The organism is Streptomyces sp. NBC_00996, from assembly GCF_045162675.1.
GTDB lineage: Bacteria > Actinomycetota > Actinomycetes > Streptomycetales > Streptomycetaceae > Streptomyces.
In genome coordinates this window covers 7793144-7818440 of record NZ_CP108723.1, presented here as the reverse complement: position 1 = coordinate 7818440, position 25297 = coordinate 7793144, and the positions used below count along the sequence as shown (strand labels likewise).

Annotated in this window: 24 protein-coding genes; 1 reads left to right on the top strand and 23 read right to left on the bottom strand. The window is 69.7% G+C overall.

The window, feature by feature from the left end:
- Nucleotides 1–92: 92 nt before the first annotated feature.
- From whiG to proS, 17 genes are all read right to left on the bottom strand, one after another.
- Nucleotides 93–935, bottom strand: a complete 843-nt coding sequence (whiG, locus tag OG390_RS36635) for an RNA polymerase sigma factor WhiG (RefSeq protein WP_406173881.1) — start codon at nucleotides 933–935, stop codon at nucleotides 93–95.
- Between the two features lie 272 nt (nucleotides 936–1207).
- Nucleotides 1208–2353, bottom strand: a complete 1146-nt coding sequence (dprA, locus tag OG390_RS36630; protein ID WP_406173879.1) for a DNA-processing protein DprA — start codon at nucleotides 2351–2353, stop codon at nucleotides 1208–1210.
- Entirely contained in the window at nucleotides 2350–3975 is a 1626-nt protein-coding gene (locus OG390_RS36625; protein WP_406173877.1) for a YifB family Mg chelatase-like AAA ATPase, read from the bottom strand. The genes dprA and OG390_RS36625 overlap by 4 nt, the downstream gene beginning before the upstream one ends.
- Complete coding sequence (locus OG390_RS36620) at nucleotides 3975–4346, bottom strand: YraN family protein (RefSeq protein WP_406173876.1); 372 nt, start codon at nucleotides 4344–4346, stop codon at nucleotides 3975–3977. The genes OG390_RS36625 and OG390_RS36620 overlap by 1 nt, the downstream gene beginning before the upstream one ends.
- A 155-nt stretch (nucleotides 4347–4501) precedes the next feature.
- A complete protein-coding gene (locus OG390_RS36615) occupies nucleotides 4502–4810 on the bottom strand; it encodes a DUF2469 domain-containing protein (RefSeq protein WP_003965949.1) in 309 nt (102 codons plus the stop codon).
- Nucleotides 4811–4865: 55 nt separating this feature from the next.
- Nucleotides 4866–5405 carry an NUDIX hydrolase gene (locus OG390_RS36610; protein WP_406178059.1) on the bottom strand — a complete coding sequence of 180 codons (540 nt, stop codon included), beginning with the start codon at nucleotides 5403–5405 and terminating at the stop codon, nucleotides 4866–4868.
- Nucleotide 5406: 1 nt separating this feature from the next.
- Nucleotides 5407–6183: a signal peptidase I gene (gene lepB, locus OG390_RS36605; protein WP_406173875.1), complete on the bottom strand. Its 777-nt coding sequence runs from the start codon at nucleotides 6181–6183 to the stop codon at nucleotides 5407–5409.
- A 181-nt stretch (nucleotides 6184–6364) separates the two neighbouring features.
- Nucleotides 6365–7297 (bottom strand): signal peptidase I, encoded by a 933-nt coding sequence (gene lepB, locus OG390_RS36600; RefSeq protein ID WP_406173873.1) that lies wholly within the window; start codon nucleotides 7295–7297, stop codon nucleotides 6365–6367.
- Entirely contained in the window at nucleotides 7182–8276 is a 1095-nt protein-coding gene (gene lepB / locus OG390_RS36595; RefSeq protein ID WP_406173871.1) for a signal peptidase I, read from the bottom strand. Before lepB (OG390_RS36595) ends, lepB (OG390_RS36600) begins: the two co-directional genes overlap by 116 nt.
- A complete protein-coding gene (gene lepB / locus OG390_RS36590; protein WP_406173869.1) occupies nucleotides 8269–8985 on the bottom strand; it encodes a signal peptidase I in 717 nt (238 codons plus the stop codon). The genes lepB (OG390_RS36595) and lepB (OG390_RS36590) overlap by 8 nt, the downstream gene beginning before the upstream one ends.
- Nucleotides 8986–9030: 45 nt before the next feature.
- Complete coding sequence (rplS, locus tag OG390_RS36585) at nucleotides 9031–9381, bottom strand: 50S ribosomal protein L19 (RefSeq protein ID WP_030675924.1); 351 nt, start codon at nucleotides 9379–9381, stop codon at nucleotides 9031–9033.
- A gap of 132 nt (nucleotides 9382–9513) precedes the next feature.
- Nucleotides 9514–10335, bottom strand: coding sequence for a tRNA (guanosine(37)-N1)-methyltransferase TrmD (gene trmD / locus OG390_RS36580; RefSeq protein ID WP_406173867.1), 822 nt, complete (start codon nucleotides 10333–10335; stop codon nucleotides 9514–9516).
- Nucleotides 10335–10883 carry a ribosome maturation factor RimM gene (rimM, locus tag OG390_RS36575; RefSeq protein WP_406173865.1) on the bottom strand — a complete coding sequence of 183 codons (549 nt, stop codon included), beginning with the start codon at nucleotides 10881–10883 and terminating at the stop codon, nucleotides 10335–10337. The genes trmD and rimM overlap by 1 nt, the downstream gene beginning before the upstream one ends.
- An 84-nt stretch (nucleotides 10884–10967) precedes the next feature.
- Nucleotides 10968–11207: an RNA-binding protein gene (locus OG390_RS36570; RefSeq protein ID WP_003973401.1), complete on the bottom strand. Its 240-nt coding sequence runs from the start codon at nucleotides 11205–11207 to the stop codon at nucleotides 10968–10970.
- A 2-nt stretch (nucleotides 11208–11209) separates the two neighbouring features.
- Nucleotides 11210–11629 carry a 30S ribosomal protein S16 gene (gene rpsP / locus OG390_RS36565; protein WP_399081056.1) on the bottom strand — a complete coding sequence of 140 codons (420 nt, stop codon included), beginning with the start codon at nucleotides 11627–11629 and terminating at the stop codon, nucleotides 11210–11212.
- A gap of 355 nt (nucleotides 11630–11984) precedes the next feature.
- The gene (locus OG390_RS36560) at nucleotides 11985–12581 is read right to left on the bottom strand and encodes a hypothetical protein (RefSeq protein WP_406173863.1); all 597 of its coding nucleotides are present in this window, start codon (nucleotides 12579–12581) and stop codon (nucleotides 11985–11987) included.
- Between the two features lie 251 nt (nucleotides 12582–12832).
- Complete coding sequence (gene proS, locus OG390_RS36555; protein WP_406173861.1) at nucleotides 12833–14278, bottom strand: proline--tRNA ligase; 1446 nt, start codon at nucleotides 14276–14278, stop codon at nucleotides 12833–12835.
- A gap of 198 nt (nucleotides 14279–14476) precedes the next feature.
- On the opposite strand from proS, the gene OG390_RS36550 reads away from it, so the two are divergent.
- Complete coding sequence (locus OG390_RS36550) at nucleotides 14477–15334, top strand: SAM-dependent methyltransferase (protein WP_406173860.1); 858 nt, start codon at nucleotides 14477–14479, stop codon at nucleotides 15332–15334.
- Nucleotides 15335–15485: 151 nt separating this feature from the next.
- Here the strand turns inward: OG390_RS36550 and ftsH are convergent, their stop codons facing one another.
- The 6 genes from ftsH to OG390_RS36520 all read right to left on the bottom strand — a co-directional run bounded on the left by ftsH (nucleotide 15486) and on the right by OG390_RS36520 (nucleotide 25229).
- On the bottom strand, nucleotides 15486–17411 hold the full coding sequence (ftsH, locus tag OG390_RS36545; protein ID WP_406173858.1) for an ATP-dependent zinc metalloprotease FtsH: 1926 nt from the start codon (nucleotides 17409–17411) through the stop codon (nucleotides 15486–15488).
- 121 nt (nucleotides 17412–17532) lie between these two features.
- Nucleotides 17533–19083: a signal recognition particle protein gene (gene ffh / locus OG390_RS36540; RefSeq protein WP_406173856.1), complete on the bottom strand. Its 1551-nt coding sequence runs from the start codon at nucleotides 19081–19083 to the stop codon at nucleotides 17533–17535.
- 175 nt (nucleotides 19084–19258) lie between these two features.
- A complete protein-coding gene (locus tag OG390_RS36535; protein WP_406173854.1) occupies nucleotides 19259–21706 on the bottom strand; it encodes a [protein-PII] uridylyltransferase in 2448 nt (815 codons plus the stop codon).
- 40 nt (nucleotides 21707–21746) lie between these two features.
- Nucleotides 21747–22085, bottom strand: coding sequence for a P-II family nitrogen regulator (locus tag OG390_RS36530; RefSeq protein ID WP_054235369.1), 339 nt, complete (start codon nucleotides 22083–22085; stop codon nucleotides 21747–21749).
- The gene (locus OG390_RS36525) at nucleotides 22082–23419 is read right to left on the bottom strand and encodes an ammonium transporter (RefSeq protein ID WP_406173852.1); all 1338 of its coding nucleotides are present in this window, start codon (nucleotides 23417–23419) and stop codon (nucleotides 22082–22084) included. Before OG390_RS36525 ends, OG390_RS36530 begins: the two co-directional genes overlap by 4 nt.
- Nucleotides 23420–23753: 334 nt before the next feature.
- A complete protein-coding gene (locus OG390_RS36520; RefSeq protein ID WP_406173850.1) occupies nucleotides 23754–25229 on the bottom strand; it encodes a hypothetical protein in 1476 nt (491 codons plus the stop codon).
- Between the last annotated feature and the right edge of the window lie 68 nt (nucleotides 25230–25297).

Sequence of the window (25297 nt, the reverse complement as noted above, 5' to 3'; positions counted from 1 at the left end):
CCGAACGGCAGTCACTCCGCCCACCCGCCCGGTGGAGCGGAGCCCGGACACTTGCTGGGCAGGGACGATTCAGCAGCGTGCCACCGCCGCCCTCAGCGGCCGAAACTCGCCAGCTTGGCACGCAGTTGGAGGACCGACTTGGTGTGGATCTGACTCACCCGGCTCTCGGTCACCCCCAGCACGTTGCCGATCTCCGCGAGCGTGAGCCCCTCGTAGTAATAGAGGGTGACGACGGTCTTCTCCCGGTCGGGGAGCGTATTGATCGCCCGCGCCAGAAACCTCCGCAGCTCCCGGTCCTCGGCCACCTCGACCGGATTGTCGGCCGCGGTGTCCTCCAGCGTGTCCATCAAGCTCAGCCGGTTACCACCCTCGCCGCCGACATGCAACAGCTCCTCCAGAGCCACCACATTCGCCAGCGACAACTGGCTGAACACCGAATGGAGATCCTCCACCGCGATGCCCATCTCGGAGGCCACCTCGCACTCGGACGGGGTGCGCCGCAGCCGTGCCTCCAGCGTCGCGTACGCCCGCTCCACGTTGCGCGCCTTCTGCCGCACCGACCGCGGGATCCAGTCCAGTGCCCGCAGCTCGTCGATCATCGCGCCCCGGATCCGCGTGATCGCGTACGTCTCGAACTTGATCTCCCGCTCGATGTCGAACTTCTCGATCGCGTCGATCAGCCCGAACACGCCCGAGGAGACGAAGTCGGCCTGCTCGACATTGGCCGGCAGACCCACGCTCACCCGCCCCGCGACGTACTTCACCAAAGGCGAGTAGTGCAGGATCAGCTGTTCCCGCAGCCGCTCGTCACCCGTCGCCTTGTACGACCGCCACAGTTCATCGAGCGTCGAGGGAGCGGGCGGGCGCACGCTACCGCCGTCGCGGGCGGCTGGCGGGCTCGCCGCCCGGTCGGACCCGGAGGTGTGCTGGGGCATTCGTCGCCTTGTGCCGTTCTGCCGTGAACTGGGAGTACCTGGGTGACCTGTCGGTCTGGTGTCGAGATTGTCGGTCTGAGTCGGAATCCTCGTGAGCGTAGCGTGACTGGGGTGTCGCAGTGCGCGAAGAACTGCGGATCACCCGCACACAGAGGCATTCCGCCGAGCATCTCCCGGCGTCACGACGATTGCACTGCGTGACGACCGAGAGACGCCAACTGCGGGAATTCCCAAGGGTGTCGGCGTTCGCCCGGACGGCCGAACACGCTGGGTCAGCAGCGTCCCTGATCGTCACGGACGGAGATCATCGCCTGGCGTGTCAACTTCCAGCCGTCGCCGTGTCGTTCGACGAAACCAAGTGCTCGGAGTTCGTACAGTCTCCCGACCGCGTCGTCCACGGTGGTCCCCGCACCCCGGGCGATCTCCTGCGCCCCCGCCAGAGCGCGCGCCGGCAACGCGGCCAGCACACGCCCGGCGCCCGGGTCCAGCAGGTCGCGCGGCAGCACGGGCCCACGGCGGTCGGGGGCCAGTTCACCCATGTCACCCACCAGTTCGGCGACTTCCGCGGCGTCGGAGACCAGCACTGCCTCACCGCGGAGCAGTTCGTGCACCCCCGCCGACAGTCCGCTCGTGGCGGGGCCCGGCACCCCCATCGTGAACCGCCCGAGCCGCTGCGCCGCACGGGCTGTGACCAGCGCACCGCTGCGATACGCCGCCTCGACGACCACGGTCCCCCGGGTGAGCGCCGCGATGACCCGGTTCCTGAGGATGAATCTGCTCGGTGTCGGGTGGTCGCCGGGCGGCAACTCCCCCACCACCAGACCCTGTTCCGCGATTCTGGTGATCAACTCGGTGTGCCCGCGCGGGTAGGGCCGGTCGACGCCGCAGGCCAGCACGGCGACGGTCGCGCCGCCCGCCCCGAGGACACCCCGGTGCACGGCGCCGTCCACGCCGTAGGCACCGCCGGACACGACCACCCAGCCGCGCTCCGCGAGACCGGCACCGAGGGTGGCCGCCATGTGGGCGCCGTACTCGGTGCAGGCCCGGGCTCCGACAACGGCGACGGAGCGCAGCGCCCATATCCGCAGACTGGGGTGCCCCCGTACCCACAGGCCCGTGGGCCGGGCGTCCCCCAGATCGTCGAGTTGCGCGGGCCATTCGGGCTCACCGGGACAGATGAACCTCACCCCGGCATGCCGCGCCTGAGCCAGATCCCGCTCCGGCCGCACCCGGCCGGACCGCCCCCGCAGCCCCTCCCATCGCTTCTCACTCACCCCCGGCAGCGGCTCGCCGCCCTGCACCAGCCGCCGCGCGACCTCGACGGCCCCGAACTCCCGCAGCCATCGCCCACCGACCTCGTCCCCGGGTTCCATGACTCGGGCGAGCGCGACGCGGGCCATGCGCTCGTCGTCCGTCATTTCGGCGAGCCGATCATCATCGGCACCCCTCGCGGGATGCCGGTGCGCAGCTGAAGAGCCAGGGCTACATCCCCGGCATCGGGTCGGTCGTGTCCCGACAGGTCAGCGACCGTCCACGCCACGCGGAGCACCCGGTCCAGGCCGCGTGCGGTCAGCACACCGCGCTCCAGTCCGCGCTCCGCCTCGTCCATCGCTCCCGGCAGTGCCTGCCAGCGGCTGCGCAGTTCGCGTCCCGGCACCTCGCTGTTCGTATGCCACGGAGTGTCGGTCAGCCGCGCGGCGGCACGCTCGCGGGCAGCGCTCACCCGGTCGGCCACCGTCCGCGTCGGCTCACCCTGGGCACCGCGCGCCGTCAGTTCGGAACGGGTGACCGGCTCGACCGCCACCCGCAGATCGACCCGGTCGAGCAGCGGCCCGGAAAGCCTGGCCTGGTAGCGGCGTACGGAGGAGGGTGGGCACTCGCAGAAGTCGTTCGCCACGCTGAAGCGCCCGCACGGGCAGGGGTTGGCGGCGAGCACCATCAGAAACTTCGCCGGGAACCGCACGACACCCGCGCTGCGCGCGATCACGACATGCCCCGCCTCCAAGGGCTGCCGCAGGGCATCGAGCGCGAAACTGCTGAACTCCGGCGCCTCGTCCAGGAAGAGCACCCCGCGGTGCGACAACGACACCGCGCCCGGCCGGGCGAGCCCCTTGCCGCCGCCGACGAGGGACTGCATCGTCGCCGAGTGGTGGGGTGCGCAGTACGGCGGGACGTCCACCATCGGCCGGCCCGGCGGCAGCAGGCCCGCGACCGAATGGATCGCCGTCACCTCAAGGGATTCCTGCCGGGTGAGGCGTGGCATGAGCGACGGCATCCGCTCGGCGAGCATCGTCTTGCCCGCACCGGGTGGCCCTTGCAGGAAGACATGATGCCCGCCCGCCGCCGCGACCTCCATCGCGGTGCGCGCCGACATCTGGCCGACCACGTCGGCGAGATCGTGACCCTGGTCGTGCTCGGGCACGGCGACGCCGCACAGGCCGGTCGCCTCCCCCGTGCCGGGCACGCGCAGGCCCGCCAGCAGCGGATCCGGCCGCCCCTGCTCGTCCGGCTCCTCCTCGGACACCGGCTCGTCCGTGAGCACCGCGATCAGCTGGCGCAGACTGCGCACCCCGAGCACCGAGACACCCGGCACCAGCGAGGCCTCCGTCGCCGCGCACTCCGGCACCACCACCTGCTCGTACCCGGCGTCCGCCGCGGCCAGCACCGCCGGCAGCACACCTCGCACCGGCCGAACCCGTCCGTCCAGTCCGAGCTCCCCGATCATCACGATGTCGGAGAGCACCCGTGGATCGATCCGCTCGGAAGCCCCGAGGACCGCACAGGCAACAGCGAGATCGAACCCGCTGCCGCCCTTGGGCACCGACGCCGGACTCAGCCCCACCGTGAGCTTCTTCTGGGGCCAGGACGCGCCGGAGTTCACCACTGCCGCCCGAACCCGGTCCTTGCTCTCGATCAGACTCTTGTCGGGGAGGCCGACCAGGGTGAAGGCCGCGACGCCGGGCTCCAGGTCGGCCTGGACTTCGACCACGACGCCCTCGACGCCGACGAGCGCCACGGAACATGTACGCGCGAATCCCATCAGGCAACCCCCCGCGCGTGTTCGACCACGGGCGCGCCGCGGTCGGGGAGGACGACGCCGATCAGGTCGATGCGGACGCCGCCGGGTGGTGCCCCGCCGTGTTCCTGCAGCCAGCGCTCGGCCAGGCCACGCAGGCGCTGGGCCTTGGCCGGCGTGACGGCCGCCATCGGGTGCTCGAAGGCGCCCGCCTTGCGGGTCTTGACCTCGCAGACGACCAGCGCGTCGCCGTCACGGGCCACGATGTCGATTTCGCCGGTCCTGCCGCAGCGCCAGTTGCGTGCGAGGACCGTCATCCCGGTCGCTGTCAGCCGCCGCGCGGCCAGATCCTCGCCGTACTTGCCGAGTGCCCTGTGTGCCTTGGGTGTGTTCATGTCGGCACCACCTCCGGCGCCAACAGTGAGGCCACTTCGACCTGCTATTGGATCTTGGTGAACGAGCGGATGATTGTGGAAAACTCCGTCACCCGCACGAGCGGTCACCGTACGTCACGGCGGCACGTCACAGCCGCGCGTCGCACCCCACCTCATCAGCCGCCGGGCAGCTCCAGGTCGCTCTTGTTCAGCTCCTCGATATTCACGTCCTTGAACGTCAGGACGCGTACCTGCTTCACGAAGCGGGCGGGTCGGTACATGTCCCACACCCAGGCATCCGCCATGGACACCTCGAAAAACACCTCACCCTGGACCGAGTGCACCTGCATCTCGTAGTCATTGGTGAGGTAGAAGCGCCGTTCGGTCTCGATCACATATTTGAACAGACCGACGACATCGCGGTACTCCCGATAGAGCTTCAGCTCCATCTCGGTCTCGTACTTCTCGAGGTCCTCGGCGCTCATGGCATGTTCCCCTTCAGCCGTGCGTCCCCCTATTGTGCGCCAGCCCCGCGAGCCCCTAGACGATTTCCGTGTCGAGGACCTCGGGCGTGGCCGGGGGACCCTCGTCGAGCACTCTGCGCAGCAGCTCGGCGAGTCTGGTCGGATACACCGTCTCATGTGCCTCGGTCAGTTCCTGGCACGTCCACCAGCGCGCTCCGGCGACACTGCGCCGCTCCAGGTCCGTCAGCCCCGTGGCCACCGTGGCCGTCTGGGTCGTACGGGCCAGGTAGTACCACTCGTCCTGGTCCCAGCGGCGCCCCGCGAACGGGAAGGAGCACATCCGCCGCCAGAGCACCGGGCCCAGCTCGACCTCGGTGATTCCGGTCTCCTCCGCCAGCTCGCGCAGCGCGGCCTGCTCACGGGTCTCGGCGCCCTCGATGCCGCCGCCGGGCGTGAACCACCAGTCGTCGGCGGGGTCGTCCGGCTCGTGCCCGTGCAGCAGCAGAATGCGCTCCTCGGGGTCGAGCAGCACCACGCGGGCGACCTTCCGCAGGCCGCTCCGGTACTCGTCCCGGGGCCCCGTACCAGCGTCGTGCGGAGGTTCGTCGCAGGACACCTCAGCGGGCACCCGCGAGCTCCGTCCGGGCCCGGCCGCGTCGGCCCGCGCGGCTCGCGATCGGACCGTACGCCGCACCGCCCAGGACGAGCACCGCACCGGCGATCACCGCGCCGACCATCAGGCGCAGCGGTCCCGGCTGGGAAAGGCTGCCCAGGGTCTCGAAGCCGGTCGGCCGCTTCAGCATGCCGTTCATGGGCCAGGCGACGGCGTCGACCCTGGCGGTCACGGCATTGCGTGACACCGTGCCGCTGGCCGCGTCCGTGAGATGGGCGCTGGAGTCCAGGGAGCCCTGGCGTTCGTCGCCGAGCAGGAACAGGCGCCCCTCGGGCACCTTCACGGTCGGGATCTTCGTGATCTCGGCCGGACTGCCCTTGGCCAGATACGGTTCGTCGATCTGCTTGCCGTTGACGGTCAGCTTGCCGTTGGTGCAGCAGGAGACCGTGTCGCCGCCGACGGCGACCACGCGCTTGACCACGGCCGCGTTGGTGACCCAGGTCTTGTCGTGGAAGACGACGACGTCACCGCGGCGTACCTCGCTGCCGTCGATGCGCTGTGCCAGCACCCGGTCACCGGCGTCGATCGTCGGCGTCATCGAACTGGTGGGCACGGTGTACGGCCGGTAGACCACCGCCCCCCAGGCGAAACCTCCGAGGAACAGCACCAGGCCCAGCGCGACAGCGAGTCCGGACAGCCTCTGTCCGACCTTGCCACCCGCCTGGGTCATGCTTGCGCCACCGCTGCGCGGGGCCGTACGTGTCGTGCTCTCGCCACCCATGGGTCCGCACCTTACCCGGGGGTACGGTGCGCAGTCAGCCCATGGTGCGAGCACAGCTGCCGGTTCCGGAATGCGCCCGTCCGACCGACGCCTCGACGTGCTGCCGAGCACCCGTTACGGCCGAGGGGCCGGTGGCCCGGACGAATCCGAGTCACCGGCCCCAAGGGGACGCTTCGGCGCGTTATTTGGACGACTTCCGCTTCCGTCGCACCAGCACCAGCGGTACCGCCCCCACGAGCGCCACGGCAGCCGGCGAGGTGACCGCGGCCGCCGCCTGGTCGCTCAGACCGGTCTGGCCGAAGGTGTCCGGAACCGGGATGGTGTCCCAGCGGTTGATGGGCCAGGCCTTCACGATGGCGCGGCCGACGACCTTGTCGACGGGGACCATGCCGTGGTGCTTGTCCGTCTGGTTGTAGCGCGAGTCCCGCGAGTTCTGGCGGTGGTCACCCATCACCCAGATCATGCCCTTGGGGACCTTGACCTTGAACTGGCCGCCGTCTTCGTCGACGCTGCACGGGGTATTGCCGGGGTACACGTACGGCTCGTTCAGCGCCTTGCCGTTGACGGTCAGCGGGCCGGTGCCCTTGCACTGGATGGTGTCACCGCCGACGCCGATGACCCGCTTGATGAGGTCCTTCTCCTCGGCGGACGGCATCAGGCCGATCCAGCTGAGGACCGTCTGCAGAGCGTTCGGGTTGGCCGTGGGCTCGCCCGCCAGCCAGTTGTCGGGGTCGTGGAAGACGACGACCTCGCCGCGCTCCGGCTCGGAGCCGAACCACGGGGTCAGCTTGTCGACCAGGACACGGTCGCCCTGCTGGAGCGTGTTCTGCATCGAGTCCGAGGGGATCGAGAACGCCTGCACCAGGAACGTCTTGATCAGCAGCGCGAGGACCAGGGCGATGCCGATCAGGATCGGCAGCTCCTTCCAGAAGGAGCGCTGCTTCTTCGACTTCGCGTCCTGCGCGGCGCGCTCGGTCGCAGCGCTGCCGCCCTCGGGCTCACTCCCGGAACCGGATGCGCCCTCTACGGCCGGGGAAGCCGAATCGTCGGGCCGCTCCGGCTGCCCTTCGGGACCTTCGTGTCCGGACCGTGCGCCGACCGCCACATCCCCCACATCCACTCCTCACTCCGTGCCGCCGCCCGCGTCGTCGAATTCGACGCAGGCCCACCACTCCCATAACGAGCGGGAGTTCCGCAGGGCTCGGGAGGGGGATCAATCCATCTGGATCCGCAGGGGCCACCCTATGCGACCGGGCGAGAGCGGACGTCGACCCTCCAGGCGCGTCGGCGACAGTCGCGAACGTGCTCGGCTCCTTCAAGCGGGTCCAGTGACCGACGGGCCAGCCGATGAGCATGGCCCGGCCGACGACCGACTTCTCGGCGACCGTACCGCTGAACTTGTCCGTGCGGTGGTAACGGGAGTCGGCGGAGTTGCCTCGGTGGTCGCCCAGAACGAACAGGCGGCCCTGGGGCACCTTCACCTCGAAGGCGAAGTCCGACGGCTTGTCGCCGGCGTAGATGTAGGGCTCGGTCAGCGGCATGCCGTTGACGGTCACCCGGCCTTGCGTGTCACAGCACTTGACCGTGTCGCCACCGACGCCCACGACCCTCTTGATGAGGTCCTTCTCGTTGTCGGACGGCAGCAGGCCGATGAAGGTCAGTCCTTCCTTGACCTGCTTGACGACAACGGGGTCGTCCTTCTTCTTGGTCTCCTCGGCCGTGAGCCAGCCTCCGGGGTCCTTGAAGACGACGACGTCACCGCGCTGGGGCTTGGAGCCGAACCAGGGGGTGAGTTTGTCGACCAGGACGCGGTCACCGATCTGGATCGTGTTCTCCATGGAGCCCGACGGGATCACGAAGGCCTGGACGAGGAAGGTCTTGAGGACCAGCGCTATCAGCACCGCGACGCCGACCAGGAGGGGTACCTCCTTGATCGCCGAGCGCCGCCTGCGCCGCTTGATCTTGCGGGCGAGCTTGCGCCGCTCCACACGGCTGGGCCGGACCGCGCCCCCGGAGGCGCGCCGGGTGCCGGTGGGCAGCAGGTTGTCCGCGGCGCTGGTGGAGACCCCGCGCGGTTTGCCACGGTTACCCATGGGCACCGTCCACGGCGGGCACGCGCGCGTAGGCGTCGGAACGCGTCAGCCGGGTCCAGTGATCGGCCGGCCAGGCGATCCACTCGGCTCTGCCGATGACGTCGGAGACGGGGATCATGCCGCCGCCGGGCGAGCCCAGGTGGTCGCGGGAGTCACTGGAGTCGCTGCGGTGGTCACCGAGAAGAAAGAGGGAGCCGTCGTGCACGACGACGTCGAAGCGCACGTCGGACGGGCTGTCCCCGGCATACAGAAACGTCGACTCGTCGATGGACCGGCCGTTCACTTCGAGCCTCCCTTCCTTGTCGCAGCAGACCACATGGTCTCCCCCCACACCGACGACGCGCTTGATGTAGTCGGCGTTCCCGAAATACCCAGTGCCGTCGAACACAACGACGTCGCCCCGCCGCGGCTCAGCACCAAAACGGTACGCCAACTTATTTACGAGAACGCGGTCCCCGATCCTCAATCCCGACTCCATCGAGCCGCTGGGAATTTGGAACGGCTGCATCACGAACCGGCTGACGAGCAGCAGAAAAACGAGGCAGACCAGCACGGTCAGGGTGATCCGCCCGCCCGGGAGCCAGTCCGCGACCCGGTCTACCAACGCGAAACGCGACCGGCCCTCCGGCCCCTCCGTGTCCGAGGCGTTCTCGGATTCGCAAGGGCGGGAGGAGCGGTCGCGCTCCACAGGCTGTGCTTCGGTGTCCATCGGGGCCAGATGTTATCCGGCCCCGCTTTGAACCCCGATGAGAGCTCAGCTCTCGCGCTTCTCCTTGATCTTCGCGGCCTTGCCGCGGAGGTCACGCAGGTAGTACAGCTTCGCGCGACGCACGTCACCACGGGTGACGAGCTCGATCTTCTCGACGATCGGGGTGTGCACCGGGAAGGTGCGCTCGACGCCGACCGAGAAGGAGACCTTGCGGACCGTGAAGGTCTCGCGGACACCGGCGCCCTGGCGGCGGATGACCACGCCCTTGAACTGCTGCACACGGGAGCGGTTGCCCTCGATGACGCGGACGTGGACGTTGACGGTGTCACCCGGGCGGAAGGCCGGGATGTCGCTGCGCAGCGACGCGCTGTCGACGGAGTCGAGCAGGTGAGACATTTCGTCTGCTTTCTTCGCTGATGCCACAGGTCATCAACGGGAGATAGTTTTCCAAGAGGGTGCTGCCGCGTCGGGGCGGGCGTCGTGTCCCCCTGTGGCAGGGGCGCACGCCGGACGACGTACAGCAGCGGTCTATTCTTCCACGGCCTCCGGGCTGCGCCAAAATCGGCCGTCGGGACCCGGCTGCCAGCCCAGGATCGAGAGCATTTCGCGGTCCTTCTTGCCGAAGACGGAAGGGTCGCAGCGCTCGATGAGGTCGGGCCGGTTCGCCGTCGTACGGCGCAGGGCCTCGTCGCGGCGCCAGCGGGCGATCTTCCCGTGGTGGCCGCTGACCAGTACCTCAGGGATCTCACGGCCGCGCCACGCCGGGGGCTTGGTGTAAACCGGCCCCTCCAGGAGGTTGGCCATGGCCCCGGGGGCGAAGGAGTCGTCCCTGTGGGACTCGGCGTTGCCGAGGACGCCGGGCAGCAGCCGCGCCACGGCCTCCGTGACGACCAGCACGGCCGCCTCGCCGCCGGCGAGTACGTAGTCGCCGATGGACACCTCGTAGACGGGCATCCGGGTGGCGTACTCGTCGATGACACGGCGGTCGATGCCCTCATAGCGCGCGGGCGTGAAGACCAGCCAGGGGCGCTCGGAGAGCTCGACGGCGAGCTCCTGGGTGAAGGGGCGCCCGCTGGGGGTGGGGACCACCAGTACGGGCCCGTGGGAGCCCGTCTCGTAACCGTCCGCCAGTACGGAGTCCAGGGCGTCACCCCAGGGCTCGGTCTTCATGACCATGCCGGGGCCGCCGCCGTACGGGGTGTCGTCGACCGTGTTGTGGCGGTCGTACGTCCATTCCCGAAGATCATGCACGTGCACATTCAGCTGTCCACGCGCGCGTGCCTTGCCGACGAGCGAGACGTTCAGGGGGTCGAGGTACTCGGGGAAGATCGTGACGACGTCGAGCCGCATTACGCCTCGTCCTCGTCCCGGGAGGAGACGGTCTCGGCCCGGTCGTCGATCAGGCCGGGCGGCGGGTCGATGACGGCCCGCTGCTCCTCCAGGTCGATCTCGACGACGATCTCCTCGACGAAGGGGATCAGGACCTCGGCCCCGTCCGCGCGCTCGACCACGAACAGGTCCTGCGAAGGCAGATGCGAGATCTCCGTGATCCGTCCGACCTCCGCACCGTCCCTGGTGACCACGTCCAGGTCCATCAGCTGGTGGTCGTAGTACTCGTCGGGGTCCTCGGGCTTCTCCTCCGGGTCGACCTCGGCGATCAGCAGGGTGTTGCGCAGTGCCTCGGCGGCGTTCCGGTCCCGTACGCCCTCGAAGCGCAGCAGCAGACGGCCGCTGTGCACCCTGCCCGTCTCGATGGTCAGCGGTCCGGCGGAGGCCGGGTCGGTGAGCAGGACGGCGCCGGGCCCGAGCCTGAGTTCCGGCTCGTCCGTACGCACCTCCACGGTGACCTCGCCCTTGATGCCGTGGGCGCGGCCGACGCGAGCGACTACCAGCTGCACTGTGCTTGATCTCCTGTCGGTACGACTACGGGCCGGGGACGGCTCGTAAGCCCTCCCCGGCCCGAGCCGGTGCTGCCTGTTACGTCAGCGGACGTGATCCACGTCGACGAGGTCGACGCGGACACCGCGGCCGCCGATGGCGCCCACGACGGTGCGCAGAGCGCGCGCGGTGCGGCCGTTGCGGCCGATCACCTTTCCGAGGTCGTCGGGGTGCACCCGCACCTCGAGAACGCGTCCGCGGCGCAGGTTGCGCGAGGCGACCTGCACATCGTCGGGGTTGTCGACGATGCCCTTCACGAGGTGCTCGAGAGCCTCCTCGAGCATGCTCAGGCCTCGGTCGACTCGGACTCGGCCGAAGCCTCGTCCTTCTTCTCAGCCTTCTTCTTCTGGGTGATGGCCTCACCCTTGCCCTCGTCGTCGCCACCAAGGGCGTCGAACGACGGGCGCACGGCCTTCGGCTCGGCCACGAGCAGCGGAGCCGGGGCGGGCAGGCCCTTGAACTTCTGCCAGTCGCCGGTCAGCTTCAGGATGGCGAGAACGGGCTCGGTCGGCTGCGCGCCGACACCCAGCCAGTACTGCGCACGGTCCGAGTCGACCTCGATGCGCGAGGGGTTCTGCACCGGGTGGTACAGACCGATCTCCTCGATGGCCCGACCATCACGGCGGGTACGGGAGTCGGCGACGACGATGCGGTAGTGAGGCGAACGGATCTTGCCCAGACGCTTCAGCTTGATCTTGACTGCCACGGAAGTGGTGTCTCCTGGTCTTGACGTGGTTGGGCACGGCGAGATGGCCGCGTGGGGTTGCGGTACCCGAGTGCCCGATGGACGCGTCAGCCGGAGGAGAGAGGGGTCCTGTGCGGCTGTCGAGTACAGCTAGCCATTGTGCCACATCCTGAAGGGGCACCTTCACCGGGCAGCCCTCGTCCAGAGCACGGCTCAGCGGCACTCGGCGCCGGGGTGAGTCCGACGTCGGCCGCGGCTGACGGCATCCACGAGATGCCGCTACCGACCGCTGCCGACGACTGCGCAACCCGGCGCTCCCAGGGTGCCGTCTCTCTTCGGGACGGGTGCCGCCCCTGGCGGCACGCCTGCCCGCGGGCTACGAGGCCGCCGCGCCCACGGCCTCCGGGATCCGGAACGGCTTTCCGCATCCGCCGCACACGATCGGCGCCTGGGCCAGTACCGACGGGACGACCCGTACATTGCGGCCGCAGTCGCACACCGCCTTGACGCGGACGCCTCCTCCGGAGGAGCCGTGGCGGGCGGCCGGGCCGCGGAACGAGCGGGCGGTGTCGGCGGCGGTCGCGACCGTGTGGGCCTTGAGCGCGCGCTGCAGGCGCTCGATCGTCGGGCGGTAGCGGCGCTTCGCCTCGGGGTTGAGCGTGACCAGGGAGAAGCCACTGCTGGGATGCGGCTCCTCGGGATGGTCGAGGCCCAACTCTTCCGCGATCGCGAGGAATCTGCGGTTGTGATACCGGCCGGCGCGAGAGGTGTCGCGGACTCCTCGGGCGGCGGCGATGCCGTGGACTGCCTCGTGAAGCAGTCGCTCGAAGGAGAGTTCGTGCCCGCAGGCGGACGACGACTCTCCGATCAGGGACTCTGGCGCGGCAAGATCGGGCAGTTCGGGGTGGTGCCGCTGAATGTCGGCCCACGCCCCTGCCAGCTCTGCGGCGAGAACAGGTGGTGTCGTGCTCACGTAATGACAACGAGCCGGGGTGCCTCTGTGTTCCTATTCCGGGGCATCCCAAATAATTTGCACGTACCCGTCAGTTGCCGCTGATGCGTCCTGACGAGGGCGGGTGCGCTGATCTGCGGAGAAGTCTCACAGCTCATACCAAGGGGGTACGTAGGCATACGTACGCCCCGGCGCGTAGACGGTGTCCGCGCGCCGGGGCACCTGAGGTCAGCGGATGCGCAAGAGGCGTTTCGGTCGCCCTCGGGGCCTACTCAATAAGCGCGCGCGACGACGGCGACGTTACCCGGTGCGTCGTCGGCCTCCGGCACCGACCCGTCCTCGGCGACCAGACACCGTACGGTCACGGAGTGCTCGGCCAGCTTGGCCTCGCCCTCTTCGCCGAGGTCGGCCCAGGGAATGCGCGCCCAGCCGCCGGCGGTGGCCACCTCGGCGGCCTCCTCGATCGTCGACACCTGCGAGGTACGGGACTCGCGGCGCTCGCGCGACTGCTTCAGCAGCAGTGCCTGGTCCTCCTCGAGCACCGTGGGGAGCAGGCCTACGAGCGCGCCGATCGCCACCGGCTCCTTGCCTCCCACAGAGCTAAACGCCTGGGAGGTACCCCCAGGGATGCGGCGGGCCAGCATCGCGGTGCCGTTCTCCAGGTCACGGGGGCCGACCTCGATGCGTACGGGTACGCCCTTGAGCTCCCAGTCGACGGCGCGGCGCCCGAACGGGGTGTCCGTACGGTCGTCCACCTGGACGCGTACACCCGCCGCCTTCAGTTGATCGCCGATTTCGCGGACCTTGGCCAGAACCGCATCGTCGCCCTTGATCGCGAGGACGACCGCCTGTACGGGGGCGAGCCGCGGTGGCACCCGCAACCCATTGTCATCGCCGTGCGACATGATCAGGCCACCCACCATGCGGGTCGACGACCCCCAGGAGGTCTGCCAGACGAACTCCTGCTTGCCGTCCTTGGACAGGTACTGGGTGTTGAAGGCCTTGGCGAAGTTCTGCCCGAGCTCGTGGCTGGTGCCCATCTGGAGGGCCTTGCCGTCGCCCATCATGGCTTCGAGCGTGAGGGTGTTGATGGCACCCGCGAAGCGCTCGCTGGGTGTCTTGCGCCCGAGTACCACGTCGATCCCGAGGACGTTCACCATGAAGTCCGCGTAGACCTTCTCGTGGATGTACGCGGCGTAGTCCCGGGCGTCCTCGTACGTGGCGTGGGCGGTGTGGCCCTCCTGCCAGAGGAATTCCGTCGTCCGGAGGAACACGCGCGGGCGCATCTCCCAACGGACCACGTTCGCCCACTGGTTGATCAGCAGCGGCAGGTCGCGGTAGCTCTGCACCCACTTGGAGAAGTAGTCGTTGATGATCGTCTCGGAGGTGGGCCGGACGACGACCGGCTCCTCCAACTCCTTGCCGCCGCCGTGCGTGACGACCGCGAGCTCGGGGGCGAAGCCCTCGACGTGCTCGGCCTCCTTCGTCAGGTACGACTGCGGGATGAAGAGGGGGAAGTACGCGTTCTGCGCGCCCGCCTCCTTGATGCGGGCGTCCATCTCCTGCTGCATCCGCTCCCAGAGCCCGTACCCGTACGGTCGGATGACCATGGTGCCGCGCACCGGCCCGTTGTCGGCCAACTCGGCCTTGTTGATCAGGTCCTGGTACCAGCGCGGGAAGTCATCCGCCTGGGGCGTGAGAACGGGTGCCTTTGCCATGCGGCGATGGTACGGGGGCACATTGCCGGAATGTGAATTCTCGCGGCGCGCACGGGGAGCGCGCAAGCCGGGCGCCGCAACCCCTGGACGCCACGTCGAGCGCGGAGTTTCCTGACATACGGGGGGAGTGCGGCGCACTGCACGGGGGCCAGGGAAACGGGGCACAGCGGCAACTCTCGGCGGATTGGGGCGCTTTCGATGACACCTACGCTCGTGCGGCAGCAGCTACCTCACGCGGGGGCGGTACCCCGGGTGAATCAGTCTGCACGCGCGCGTGACTGGGCTGAGATCCAGGAGCGGATGCTGGTACCGCTCTACGAGGCCGTCTACGAGCGACTCGAAGTGGGCGGCGGGACGCGGCTGCTCGGCCTCGGCTGCGGGTCGGGGCTCGCCCTTCTGATGGCAGGCGCTCGGGGTGCCGCCGTCACCGGCGTCGACTCCTCGTCGCCCGAGCGGCTGGCCCTTGCGCGGGAGCGGTTGCTGCCGGAGGCATGGGGCACGCGCGCGCGTGCGGACGCCCGACTCGTGGAGGGCTCCCCCGCGGACGTGGCCGTCGCGGGAGCGCCGGCGTACAACCTGGTGACCGCGTTGGAGCCGATCGGGTGTGTGGCCGGGGACTCCGAAATGCTGGGCTCGCTGCTCGGCTCGGCCACGCCGCTCGCCGAGCGGGGGGCTCCTGTGGTGCTGGCCGGGTGGGGGCCGCCGGAGCGGTGCACCACCTCCGCGGTGCTGCGGGTCGCCACCAAGTTGGCCGATCCCCTTCGAGGGGCGGGGAGTTGGCGGGCCGCCTGTCGGGACGACCTGGAGGAGGTCGCTCAACGGGCCGGGCTGCGGCCGGACGGATCCGGGCGGGTCGCCTGTCCGTTCGGGTATGCCGATGTGGACAGTGCGATGCGGGGGCTGTTGTCGACGGGGCTGTTCGACGCGGCGGTCGAGGCCACGGATCAGGTGCAGGTGGACAAGGAGCTGACCGAGGCACTTCATCCGCACCAGCGGCGGGACGGGACGGTGTGGATGCCCAACGTGTTCCGGTACCTGATCGCTCGTACGGGCTGAGGGCGCAGGCGTTCTTCGCCCCCTCCGCCCCTACCCGTCCCGTACCCGGGGCTGCGCCCCGGACCCCGCTCGGCTGTTCTTCGGCTGCGGGTGGGTGGGGGCCGGTCGCGCAGTTCCCCGCGCCCCTTCAGGGCGGAGGGGCGAAACTCCCCTACCCCAGCCTCTTGACGCCCGCGATGCGGTACGCCTCCGCCTCCTCCAGCGTCTCGTTCGCCAGGAGCGCCTCCGCGAGGGCGTCGAGTTGGTCACGATGGTCGCGGAGTTTGTCGCAGGCCTCCTCGTAGCACTCGTCGACGATGCGGCGCATCTCGTGGTCGATGGAGTCGAGGGTCGCCGGGGCGGCGGCGAGGCCGTAGGCCTGCTGGGCATCGTTCGGGAGGGCGGAGAGGCGGCCGACCCGTTCGCTCATGCCCCAGCGGGCGACCATGCCGCGGACGATGTTGGTGACCTGTTCGAGGTCGTTCTCCGAGCCCGTCGTGATGACTCCGTAGACGACGTGTTCGGCGGCCATGCCGCCCAGGGCGCCGATGATGCGGCCGCGGAGGTACTCCTCCGTGTACGAGTACCTGTCCGCTTCCGGGGTCGACAGCGTTACGCCCAGGGCCCGGCCGCGCGGGACGATCGTGACCTTGCGGACCGGGTCCGCGCCCGGCTGCAGCATGCCGAGGAGGGCGTGGCCGCTCTCGTGGTAGGCCGTGCGGCGACGCTCCGCCTCCGGCATGACCAGCGCGCGTTCCGCGCCCAGCTGCACCTTTTCCAGCGCCTCGGAGAGATCCGTCTGCGTGACCTGCTCCTGCTTGCGCTTGACCGCCAACAGGGCCGCCTCGTTGGCGAGATTCGCGAGGTCCGCTCCGGTCATGCCCGGGGTCGTACCGGCCACCTGGGAGAGGTCCACATCGGGCGACAGCGGAATGTCGCGGGTGTGGATCGCCAGGATCGCCTCGCGGCCGCCGCGGTCGGGGGGCGAGACGTTGACGATGCGGTCGAAGCGGCCGGGACGGGTGAGCGCCGGGTCGAGGATGTCCGCGCGGTTCGTCGCGGCGATGACGATGACGCCCTCGGAGCCCGAGAAGCCGTCCATCTCGGTCAGGATCTGGTTCAGCGTCTGCTCGCGCTCGTCGTGGCCGCCCATGCCGGAGCCGCCCGCCCGCGCCCGGCCGATCGTGTCGATCTCGTCGATGAAGATGATGGAGGGGGCGACCTTGCGGGCCTCGGCGAACAGTTCACGGACACGGGACGCGCCGACGCCGACGATCATCTCGATGAACTCGGAGGCGGAGGCCGAGAAGAAGGGAACTCCCGCCTCCCCCGCCACCGCCCGTGCGAGCAGTGTCTTGCCCGTGCCCGGCGGACCGGAGAGCAGCACGCCGCGCGGCATCTTCGCGCCCATCCTGCGGTAGGCGTCCGGGTTCTTGAGGAAGTCCACGACGTCGTTCAGTTCGCCCTCGACCTCGTCGATACCGGCCACGTCGGCGAAGGTCGTACGCGGGGCGCCGGGCTGCAGTTCGACCGGCTTCGGGGGTGTCTTGCGGCCGAGCATGCCGCCCGCGCCGCCCAGGCCCGCCCGAAATCGTCGGGCGAAGAAGATCCACAGCACTACCAGGAGCACGATCGGGGCCAGGGAGAGCAGCAGGTTGGAGAGGAAGCTGCGCTGCTGGACCACCGGCGAGGCGGTCACCGTGACCTGGTGTTTCTCCAGGTTCTGCCAGAGCTTGTCGCCCGCGAAGGACGGGCGCTGGGTCTTGAACTTGGTGTACTTCCCGCCGCCCTCCGGGTTGTCCTGGGCGTTCTTGAGCTGGCCCTGGATCGCGTCGCCCTTGGAGTAGATCTTGGTGATGTTGCCGTTGTCGACCTGCTTGCTGAACTCCGTGTACGAGATCGTCGGCTCGTTGCCCTCATTGAAGAAGGACAGCACCAGGATGGCAATGACGAACACGACCAGGGCGGCAATGACCAGGCCGATCCAGCCCCCGGGCATCCTCCTTCTCCCGGAGGGCGGCCCGGTCGGCTCCGGCGGCGTGCCCTCGGTACGCCACGGCTGGTCTGGAGCCTTGCGCGGCGGCACGGAGTTGCTCATATTGGGACGTTACGACACGAAATGCACGCCAGCACCCGCACAACAACACATTGGGGGCGCCCCTCGAACGAGGGGCGCCCCCAGTGACATACCGGCGCAATCGCCCGTACGGACAGAACCGTCAGCCCATGAACTTCTTGAACTCGTCCGGCAGCTCGAAGTCCTGGCCGCCCTGCTGCGGCAGACCGAACGCGTTGCCACCCTGGGCGCCCGCCTCGCGGCGCTGCGCCTCCTCCAGCTCCTGCTGCTTGCGCTTCATCGGGTTGCCGGAGCGCTGCTTGCCCTTGGCCTGCTTCGCCTTCTTCTTGGTACGGCCGGGGCCGCCACCCATGCCCGGCATCCCGGGCATCCCGGGCATGCCGCCGCCCTGAGCCATCCGGGACATCATCTTGCGGGCCTCGAAGAAGCGCTCGACCAGGCCCTTGACCGCGCTGACCTCGACGCCGGAGCCCTTGGCGATACGGGCGCGGCGCGAGCCGTTGATGATCGTCGGCTCCTGGCGCTCGGCCGGGGTCATCGACTTGATGATCGCGGCCGTGCGATCGACGTCGCGCTCGTCGAGGTTGTTGATCTGGTCCTTGATCTGGCCCATGCCGGGGAGCATGCCGAGCAGCTTGCTGATGCTGCCCATCTTCCGGACCTGCTCCATCTGGGCCAGGAAGTCGTCCAGGGTGAAGTCCTGGCCCTTCTTGGACGCCAGCTTGGAGGCCATCTTCTCGGCCTCTTCTTGGCTGAACGTCTTCTCCGCCTGCTCGATCAGGGTGAGCAGGTCACCCATGTCGAGGATGCGGGAGGCCATCCGGTCCGGGTGGAAGGCGTCGAAGTCGTCGAGTTTCTCGCCGTTCGACGCGAACATGATCGGCTTGCCGGTGACCGACGCGATGGAGAGGGCCGCGCCGCCTCGGGCGTCGCCGTCGAGCTTCGACAGGACGACGCCGTCGAAGCCGACGCCGTCACGGAAGGCCTCGGCGGTGTTGACCGCGTCCTGGCCGATCATCGCGTCGACGACGAAGAGGATCTCGTCCGGAGAGGTGGCGTCGCGGATGTCCGCGGCCTGCTGCATCATGTCCCGGTCGATGCCGAGGCGACCGGCGGTGTCCACGATCACGATGTCGTGGACCTTGGTCTTCGCGAACTCCATGGAGTCCTTGGCGACCTTGACCGGGTCACCGACGCCGTTGCCCGGCTCGGGCGCGTAGACCGCGACGCCGGCGCGCTCGGCGACGACGCTGAGCTGGTTCACGGCGTTCGGGCGCTGGAGGTCGGCGGCGACCAGCAGCGGGGAGTGGCCCTGGTCCTTGAGCCACTTGCCGAGCTTTCCGGCGAGGGTGGTCTTACCGGCACCCTGCAGACCCGCGAGCATGATCACGGTGGGCGGGTTCTTGGCGAACCGGAGACGGCGGGTCTCGCCGCCGAGGATCGTGACGAGTTCCTCGTTCACGATCTTGAGAACCTGCTGGGCCGGGTTCAGCGCCTTGGAGACCTCGGCACCGAGCGCGCGCTCCTTGACGTTCTTGATGAAGGTCCGCACGACGGGCAGGGCCACGTCGGCCTCGAGGAGCGCGATACGGATCTCGCGTGCGGTGGCGTCGATGTCAGCTTCGGACAGCCGGCCCTTGCCCCGCAGGTTCTTGAACGTCGCTGAGAGGCGATCGGAGAGAGTATCGAACACGGCGCTCGTCGGTCCTCAGGGGTCGGGGGCGAAGGGAATCGCCCTCCAGGGTATCTGGCCGCGTGCGGTGCGGTCTCCACCGCGTTCGTACGAGACCGGGGGCACCCCCCGATCCCGTACGGGGCGGGCGCTCCGAGCAGGTCCGGGGAAACGCACCCGCGCTTGCCCGGGGCGCTCAGCCCCGCAGCGTCTCCTCCAGGGCGCGGGCCACCGAGGCCGCCTCCTCTCCCGGCAGCGGCGCGCCCTTCGTGCCGGTCACGTAGAAGGCGTCGACGGCGTTCGCGCCGAGCGTGGAGACGTGCATGCTCCGCACCCGGACGTTCGCGTCCTCCAGGGCCCGCCCGATGCGGTGCAGCAGGCCGGGGGCGTCGTGGGCGCGGACCTCGATGACCGTGGCGTGGCGGGAGGCCGCCGAGGCGACCGTCACACGGGGCGGCGGCGCGACCGTCCCCCGGCGGCGGGGGTAGGCGGCGTCCCGTTCGGCGAGCCGGGCCGTGATGGCGAGGGATCCGTCCAGGGCCCGTACGAGATCGGCGCGCAAGCGGGCGGCCTGCGGCAGGGAGCCGTACTCGGCGGCGACCCGCCAGTTGAGCAGCAGCACCGAGCCCTCCACGCCGTCGGGCAGATCCAGGGCGCGCAGCTCGGCGGTGCGAACGGTCAGCCGGTGCATGGCGAGGACTCCCGCGACCGCGGGAAGCACACCTGGCTGGTCGGGCACGGCGATGAGGAGCTCCACGCCCAGCGGCTCCGGGTCGCCGGCGGTCTCCTCGGCCGGCGGCTCGGTCTGCGCGCGCAGCGCCAGTACGGGCCCGCGCGTCCGGAACGCCTCGATCGCGAGCCGCTCCTGCTCGGCCGTGGGCGCCGCGTCTTCGGGCTCCTCGGGAGCGTCCCCGGCGAGTACGGCCGAGACCCGCTTGACCAGGTCGGCGACGAGGGAGCCGCGCCACGAGGACCAGGCGGCGGGGCCGGTGGCCAGGGCGTCCGCCTCGGTCAGGGCGTGCAGCAGTTCCAGGGTGCCCTGCGAGCCCACCGCCTCGGCGACCGAGCGGACCGTGGCCGGGTCCTCCAGGTCGCGCCGGGTCGCGGTGTCGACGAGCAGCAGATGGTGGCGTACGAGGGCGGCGAGCACCGCCACGTCCGCGCGGTCGAAGCCGATCCGGGAGGCGACGTCCCGCGCGATGATCTCGCCGGCCACGGAGTGGTCGCCGGGCCAGCCCTTGCCGATGTCGTGCAGCAGGGAGGCCACGAGCAGGAGGTCGGGGCGGCCCACGCGGCGGGTGAGCTCGGAGGCGCGGACGGCCGTCTCGATGAGGTGGCGGTCGACGGTCCAGATGTGCACGGCGTTGCGCTGCGGCCGGCAGCGGACCCGCTCCCAGTCGGGCAGGAGGCGGGTGATCAGGCCCTCCGCCTCCAGCGCCTCCCAGACCTCGACGGTCGGGCGGCCCGAGCCGAGGAGCGTGACGAGCTGTTCGCGGGCCTCGGCGGGCCAGGGCGTGGGCAGCGGGCGCGCCGCTGCGGCCATGCGCCGTACGGCGTGCAGGGACAGGGGGAGCCCCGCCTGGGCCGCCGCGGCCGCGGCGCGGAGCGGGAGTACGGGATCGCGTTCGGGGCGTGCCGTGCGTGCGAGCACCACCTCGCCGTCCATCTCGACCACACCCTCGGCGAGCGGGGAGCGCTCCGCGGCGGGCTTGGCGCCGCCGCCCAGCATGGCGCGCAGCCGCGGACGAACGGCGCGCGAACGCAGCACGCGCCCCACCTCGCGCCAAGTGACGTCACTGGCGTACGAGACGACGCGCGCGGCCTCGTACACCTGACGCAGCAGGGTGTCGGCGTCCAGCAGCCCCAGTTCCGCGGCGACCTGGTCCTGCTCCTGGAGCGAGAGGCGGTCGGTGGCTCGTCCGGTGGTGAGGTGCAACGCGTCGCGTACGTCGAGGAGCCTGCGCCGGGCGTCGGAGAGGCCCTCGCGGGGCGCGTCCGCGAGCCAGGAGGCGGCGACGGCGCGCAGGGCGGTGGCGTCGCGCAGCCCGCCGCGCGCTTCCTTCAGGTCCGGTTCGAGGAGGTACTGCAGCTCTCCTTGCCGCTCGGCGCGTTCGGCGCACAGCTCCTGGAGTTCGGGGAGACGTTTCGGCGCCTGATTGCGCCAGTCGGCGAGCACCGCCGTACGCAATCCGGCGGTGAGGGCGAGATCGCCCGCGAGATGCCGGGCGTCCAGCAGCCCCAGCTGCACCTTGAGGTCGTCGCCCGCGGTCTTGCGGGCCTCGGCGGGCGTACGGACGGAGTGGTCCAGGGCGAGGCCCAGGTCCCAGACGGGGTACCAGATGCGGTCGGCGAGGGCGGCGACCGCGCCGGAGTCGCTGCCGTCGTGCAGGAGCAGCAGATCGAGGTCGCTGCGGGGAGAGAGTTCGCCGCGTCCGTAGCCGCCGACGGCGACCAGCGACGCCCCGCGCAGTCCTTCGGAGCCTGCGGTGAACAAGCCGGTCAGCCAGTCGTCGGTGAGTTCCGCGAGTGCGGCACGGCGCGGCGGCCCGGACCGCGCCCCCTCCTGGAGGAGGCGCAGCCGGGCCGCCGCGTAGCCGCTGGGTCCCGAGTCCTCTGCTTCCGTACGCATGTCCGTACTCGTCACCCAGCGACTCCTGTCTTTCTGCCTCTTCGAGCGGGTCCGGTTAGAGCGCGTCCGGGCCGCGCTCGCCGGTCCGGACCCGGACGGCTGTCTCGACCGGGATGGACCAGACCTTGCCGTCACCGATCTTGCCGGTGCGGGCCGCCTTCACAACGACGTCGATGAGCTGTTCGGCGTCGTCGTCCTCGGCCAGCACCTCGATGCGGATCTTGGGGACCAGGTCGACCGTGTACTCGGCGCCACGGTAGACCTCGGTGTGGCCCCTCTGCCGACCGTAGCCGCTGGCCTCGGTGACCGTCAGACCGTGCACCCCGAAGGCCTGCAGGGCCTCCTTGATCTCGTCGAGCCGGTGGGGCTTCACGACGGCGGTGATGAGCTTCATGCGTCCACCTTCTTGGTCTCCGTACCCGCAAGGGCGGAAACGGCGGCTCCGACGACGCCGCCACCCGCTCCGCTGAAGTCGTATGCGGTCTCGGCGTGCTCGGCCTGGTCGATGCCCGCGATCTCCTCATCCTCGGTGACCCGCATGCCCATCGTCTTGTCGATGAGGAAGGCGAGGATCGCGGAGGCGATGAGGGAGTAGGCGAGGATGGCGAAGACACCGGCGCACTGCTTCCAGAACTGTGTCATGCCGCCGCCGTAGAAGAGACCCTCCACGGTGGACTGACCCTTGCCGCTGGCGAAGAGGCCGATCAGCAGGGAGCCGACGACACCGCCGACCAGGTGGACGCCGACGACGTCGAGGGAGTCGTCGTAGCCGAACCTGTACTTCAGGCCGACGGCCATGGCGCACAGCACACCGGCGATGACGCCGACGGCGATCGCCCCTACCGGGGAGACCGCACCACCGGACGGAGTGATGGCGACCAGACCGGCGACGGCACCCGAGGCCGCACCCAGCGTGGTGAACGCGCCGTGCCGGATCTTCTCGTAGATGAGCCAGGCCAGCATGGCGGCGGCGGTGGCGATCTGCGTGTTGACGAACATCAGCGCGCCGACGCCGTCATCGTTGCCGAGCCACGAACCGGCGTTGAATCCGAACCAGCCGAACCACAGCAGACCGGCGCCGAGCATGACCAGCGGGAGGCTGTGCGGACGCATCGGGTCCTTCTTGAAGCCCACGCGCTTGCCGATGACCAGGATCACGCCGAGCGCCGCGGCACCCGCGTTGATGTGGACCGCCGTACCACCGGCGAAGTCGATCACGCCCAGGTCGAAGGCCCAGCCACCGGCACCCCAGACCCAGTGGGCGACGGGGAAGTAGACGACCGTGCCCCACAGCGCGACGAACAGCGCCCACGCCGTGAACTTGACGCGGTCCGCGAGCGCGCCGCTTATCAGAGCGGGCGTGATGATCGCGAACATCATCTGGAAGACCATGAAGACGAAGATCGGGATGGTGTAGCCGTCCCACAGCTCCGTCAGGCCGACGTTGCTGAGGCCGACCCAGTCCGAGTTCCAGCCGATGAAGGAGCCGTGGTCGGTACCGAAGGCGAGCGAGAAGCCGTACAGCACCCACAGGATCGTGATGATCCCTATGCTGATGAAGCTCATCATCAGCATGTTCAAGGTGCTCTTGACGCGGACCATGCCTCCGTAGAAGAAGGCCAGGCCGGGCGTCATGATCAGCACCAGGGCGGAACAGATGAGCATGAACCCTGTGTTGGCGGCAGACAGCTTGGGTGCTTCTGCGGCAAGGGTGATGGCTGGTGCCATCGGCGTCTCCTCGTCGTTGGTACGGCCCCGTGCGGGCGAAGCCTGAGTGGGCGTGAGGGGTGGGCCGGTTATGCGCCATGAGATTGGCGCAGCGCCGTTTCCGTCGAAGCCCCTCGATGTTTCGCGCCAGTGACGAAGAGGTCCTGTGTGTTACGCGTCCATGAACTGCCTGATACCGGCCCGAGCGATCGTTATCGTGGCGCAACCTTCTTCGAAGGCAGGAAACCGGCCACGGTCGGCCGTCCGATGACCTGGCATGGGGGAGCCGAGTCGGGCAGTTCGGGACAGCCGGCCGTGGCCGGAGTACTGGGCCGGGGCCGCTCAGGCCGCCCGGTCAGACCGCCTCGGCCGTCTCGGGCAGGTCGATGGCGAGCTGGTCGGTGAGATCGATGACCTCGCCGAGGTCCCCGAAGTCGCGGGCCGCCGTGTCGACCGTCTTTCGGATACGAGTGTTGACCCGCTCGGAGCGCACCTTCTTGGCGACCGTCATCGCCTCCTTGGCCAGCACCGCGCTCTGCGCGGGCTCGCGCTGCAGGAGGTGCACGGTGGCCATGCCGATGAGGTTGAGGGCGTACGAACGCTGGTGCTCCTGGTCCTTGCCGAAGCGGTCGACGGCCTGCTGCATCAGGGGCTCGGCCATGGACGCGTACGTGGGGCTGCGCCCGGCGACATAGGCGAGATCACGGTAGGAGTGCGAGTTCTCGCCGTACAGCTCGGCCTTCGAGAAGAAACGGATCCAGTCGGGGTCCGGGTCGTCCCACTCATGGACGTCGGCGAAGGTGTCCTCGGCCATCCGGACGGCCCGCTTGCACTTTCCGGGCTGGCCCATGTTGGCGTAGGCGCGGGCCTCCATCGCATACAGCATCGACTGGGTGCGCGGGCTCGCGCAGTCACGGCTTCCGTACTGCGCGAGATGGATGAGTTCGAGGGCGTCGTCGGGGCGGCCGAGGTGGATCATCTGACGGCTCATACTGGAAAGGATGTACGAGCCGAGCGGCTTGTCGCCCGCTTCCTTGGCGGCGTGCAGGGCGAGCACGAAGTACTTCTGCGCGGTGGGCTGGAGTCCCACGTCGTAACTCATCCAGCCCGCCAGCTCGGCCAGCTCCGCGGCCACCTTGAACAGGCGTTTGTTGGTCGCGGCGGGCTGGGGCTCCTGCAGCAGGTCGGTCACCTCGTGCAGCTGGCCGACGACCGCCTTGCGGCGCAGGCCGCCACCGCACTGGGCGTCCCACTGCCGGAACATGACGGTGGTGGACTCCAGCAGGTCCAGCTCGGGCTTGGAGAGCCGGCCGCCACGGCGGGTCGAGGCCGGGGGCTCGGGCTCCTCGTACGGCGGTGTGGGCGCGGGCACGAGCCAGCGCTGCATGGGCTCGATGAGCGCCGGGCCGGCGGAGAGGGCCAGCGAGCTGCCGAGGAAGCCGCGGCGCGCCAGCATCAGGTCGCTGCGCGAGTACTCGCTGATCAGCGCCACGGTCTGCGGGCCCGTCCACGGCAGGTCGACGCCGGACACGGACGGTGACTGGTGCGCGGCGCGCAGACCGAGGTCCTCGACGGCGACGACACAGCCGAACCGCTCGGAGAACAGCTCGGACAGGATCCGCGGGATCGGCTCCCGCGGGTTCTCCCCGTCGAGCCAGCGGCGTACCCGCGAGGTGTCCGTGGAGATGTGATTGGCCCCCAACTGGCGAGCCCTGCGGTTCACTTGACGTGCGAGCTCGCCCTTGGACCAGCCGCTGCGCACGAACCACGAGCCGAGCAGCTCATTGGGGCGCTTGTCAGCGTTCGTCCCGCTTCCGCCGTTGCCGCCCACTGGAACGCCCCCATCCCTGAGACCACTTGCACGCTACGTGCGCCCAAGCCCTATCAGAATGCCGGTAA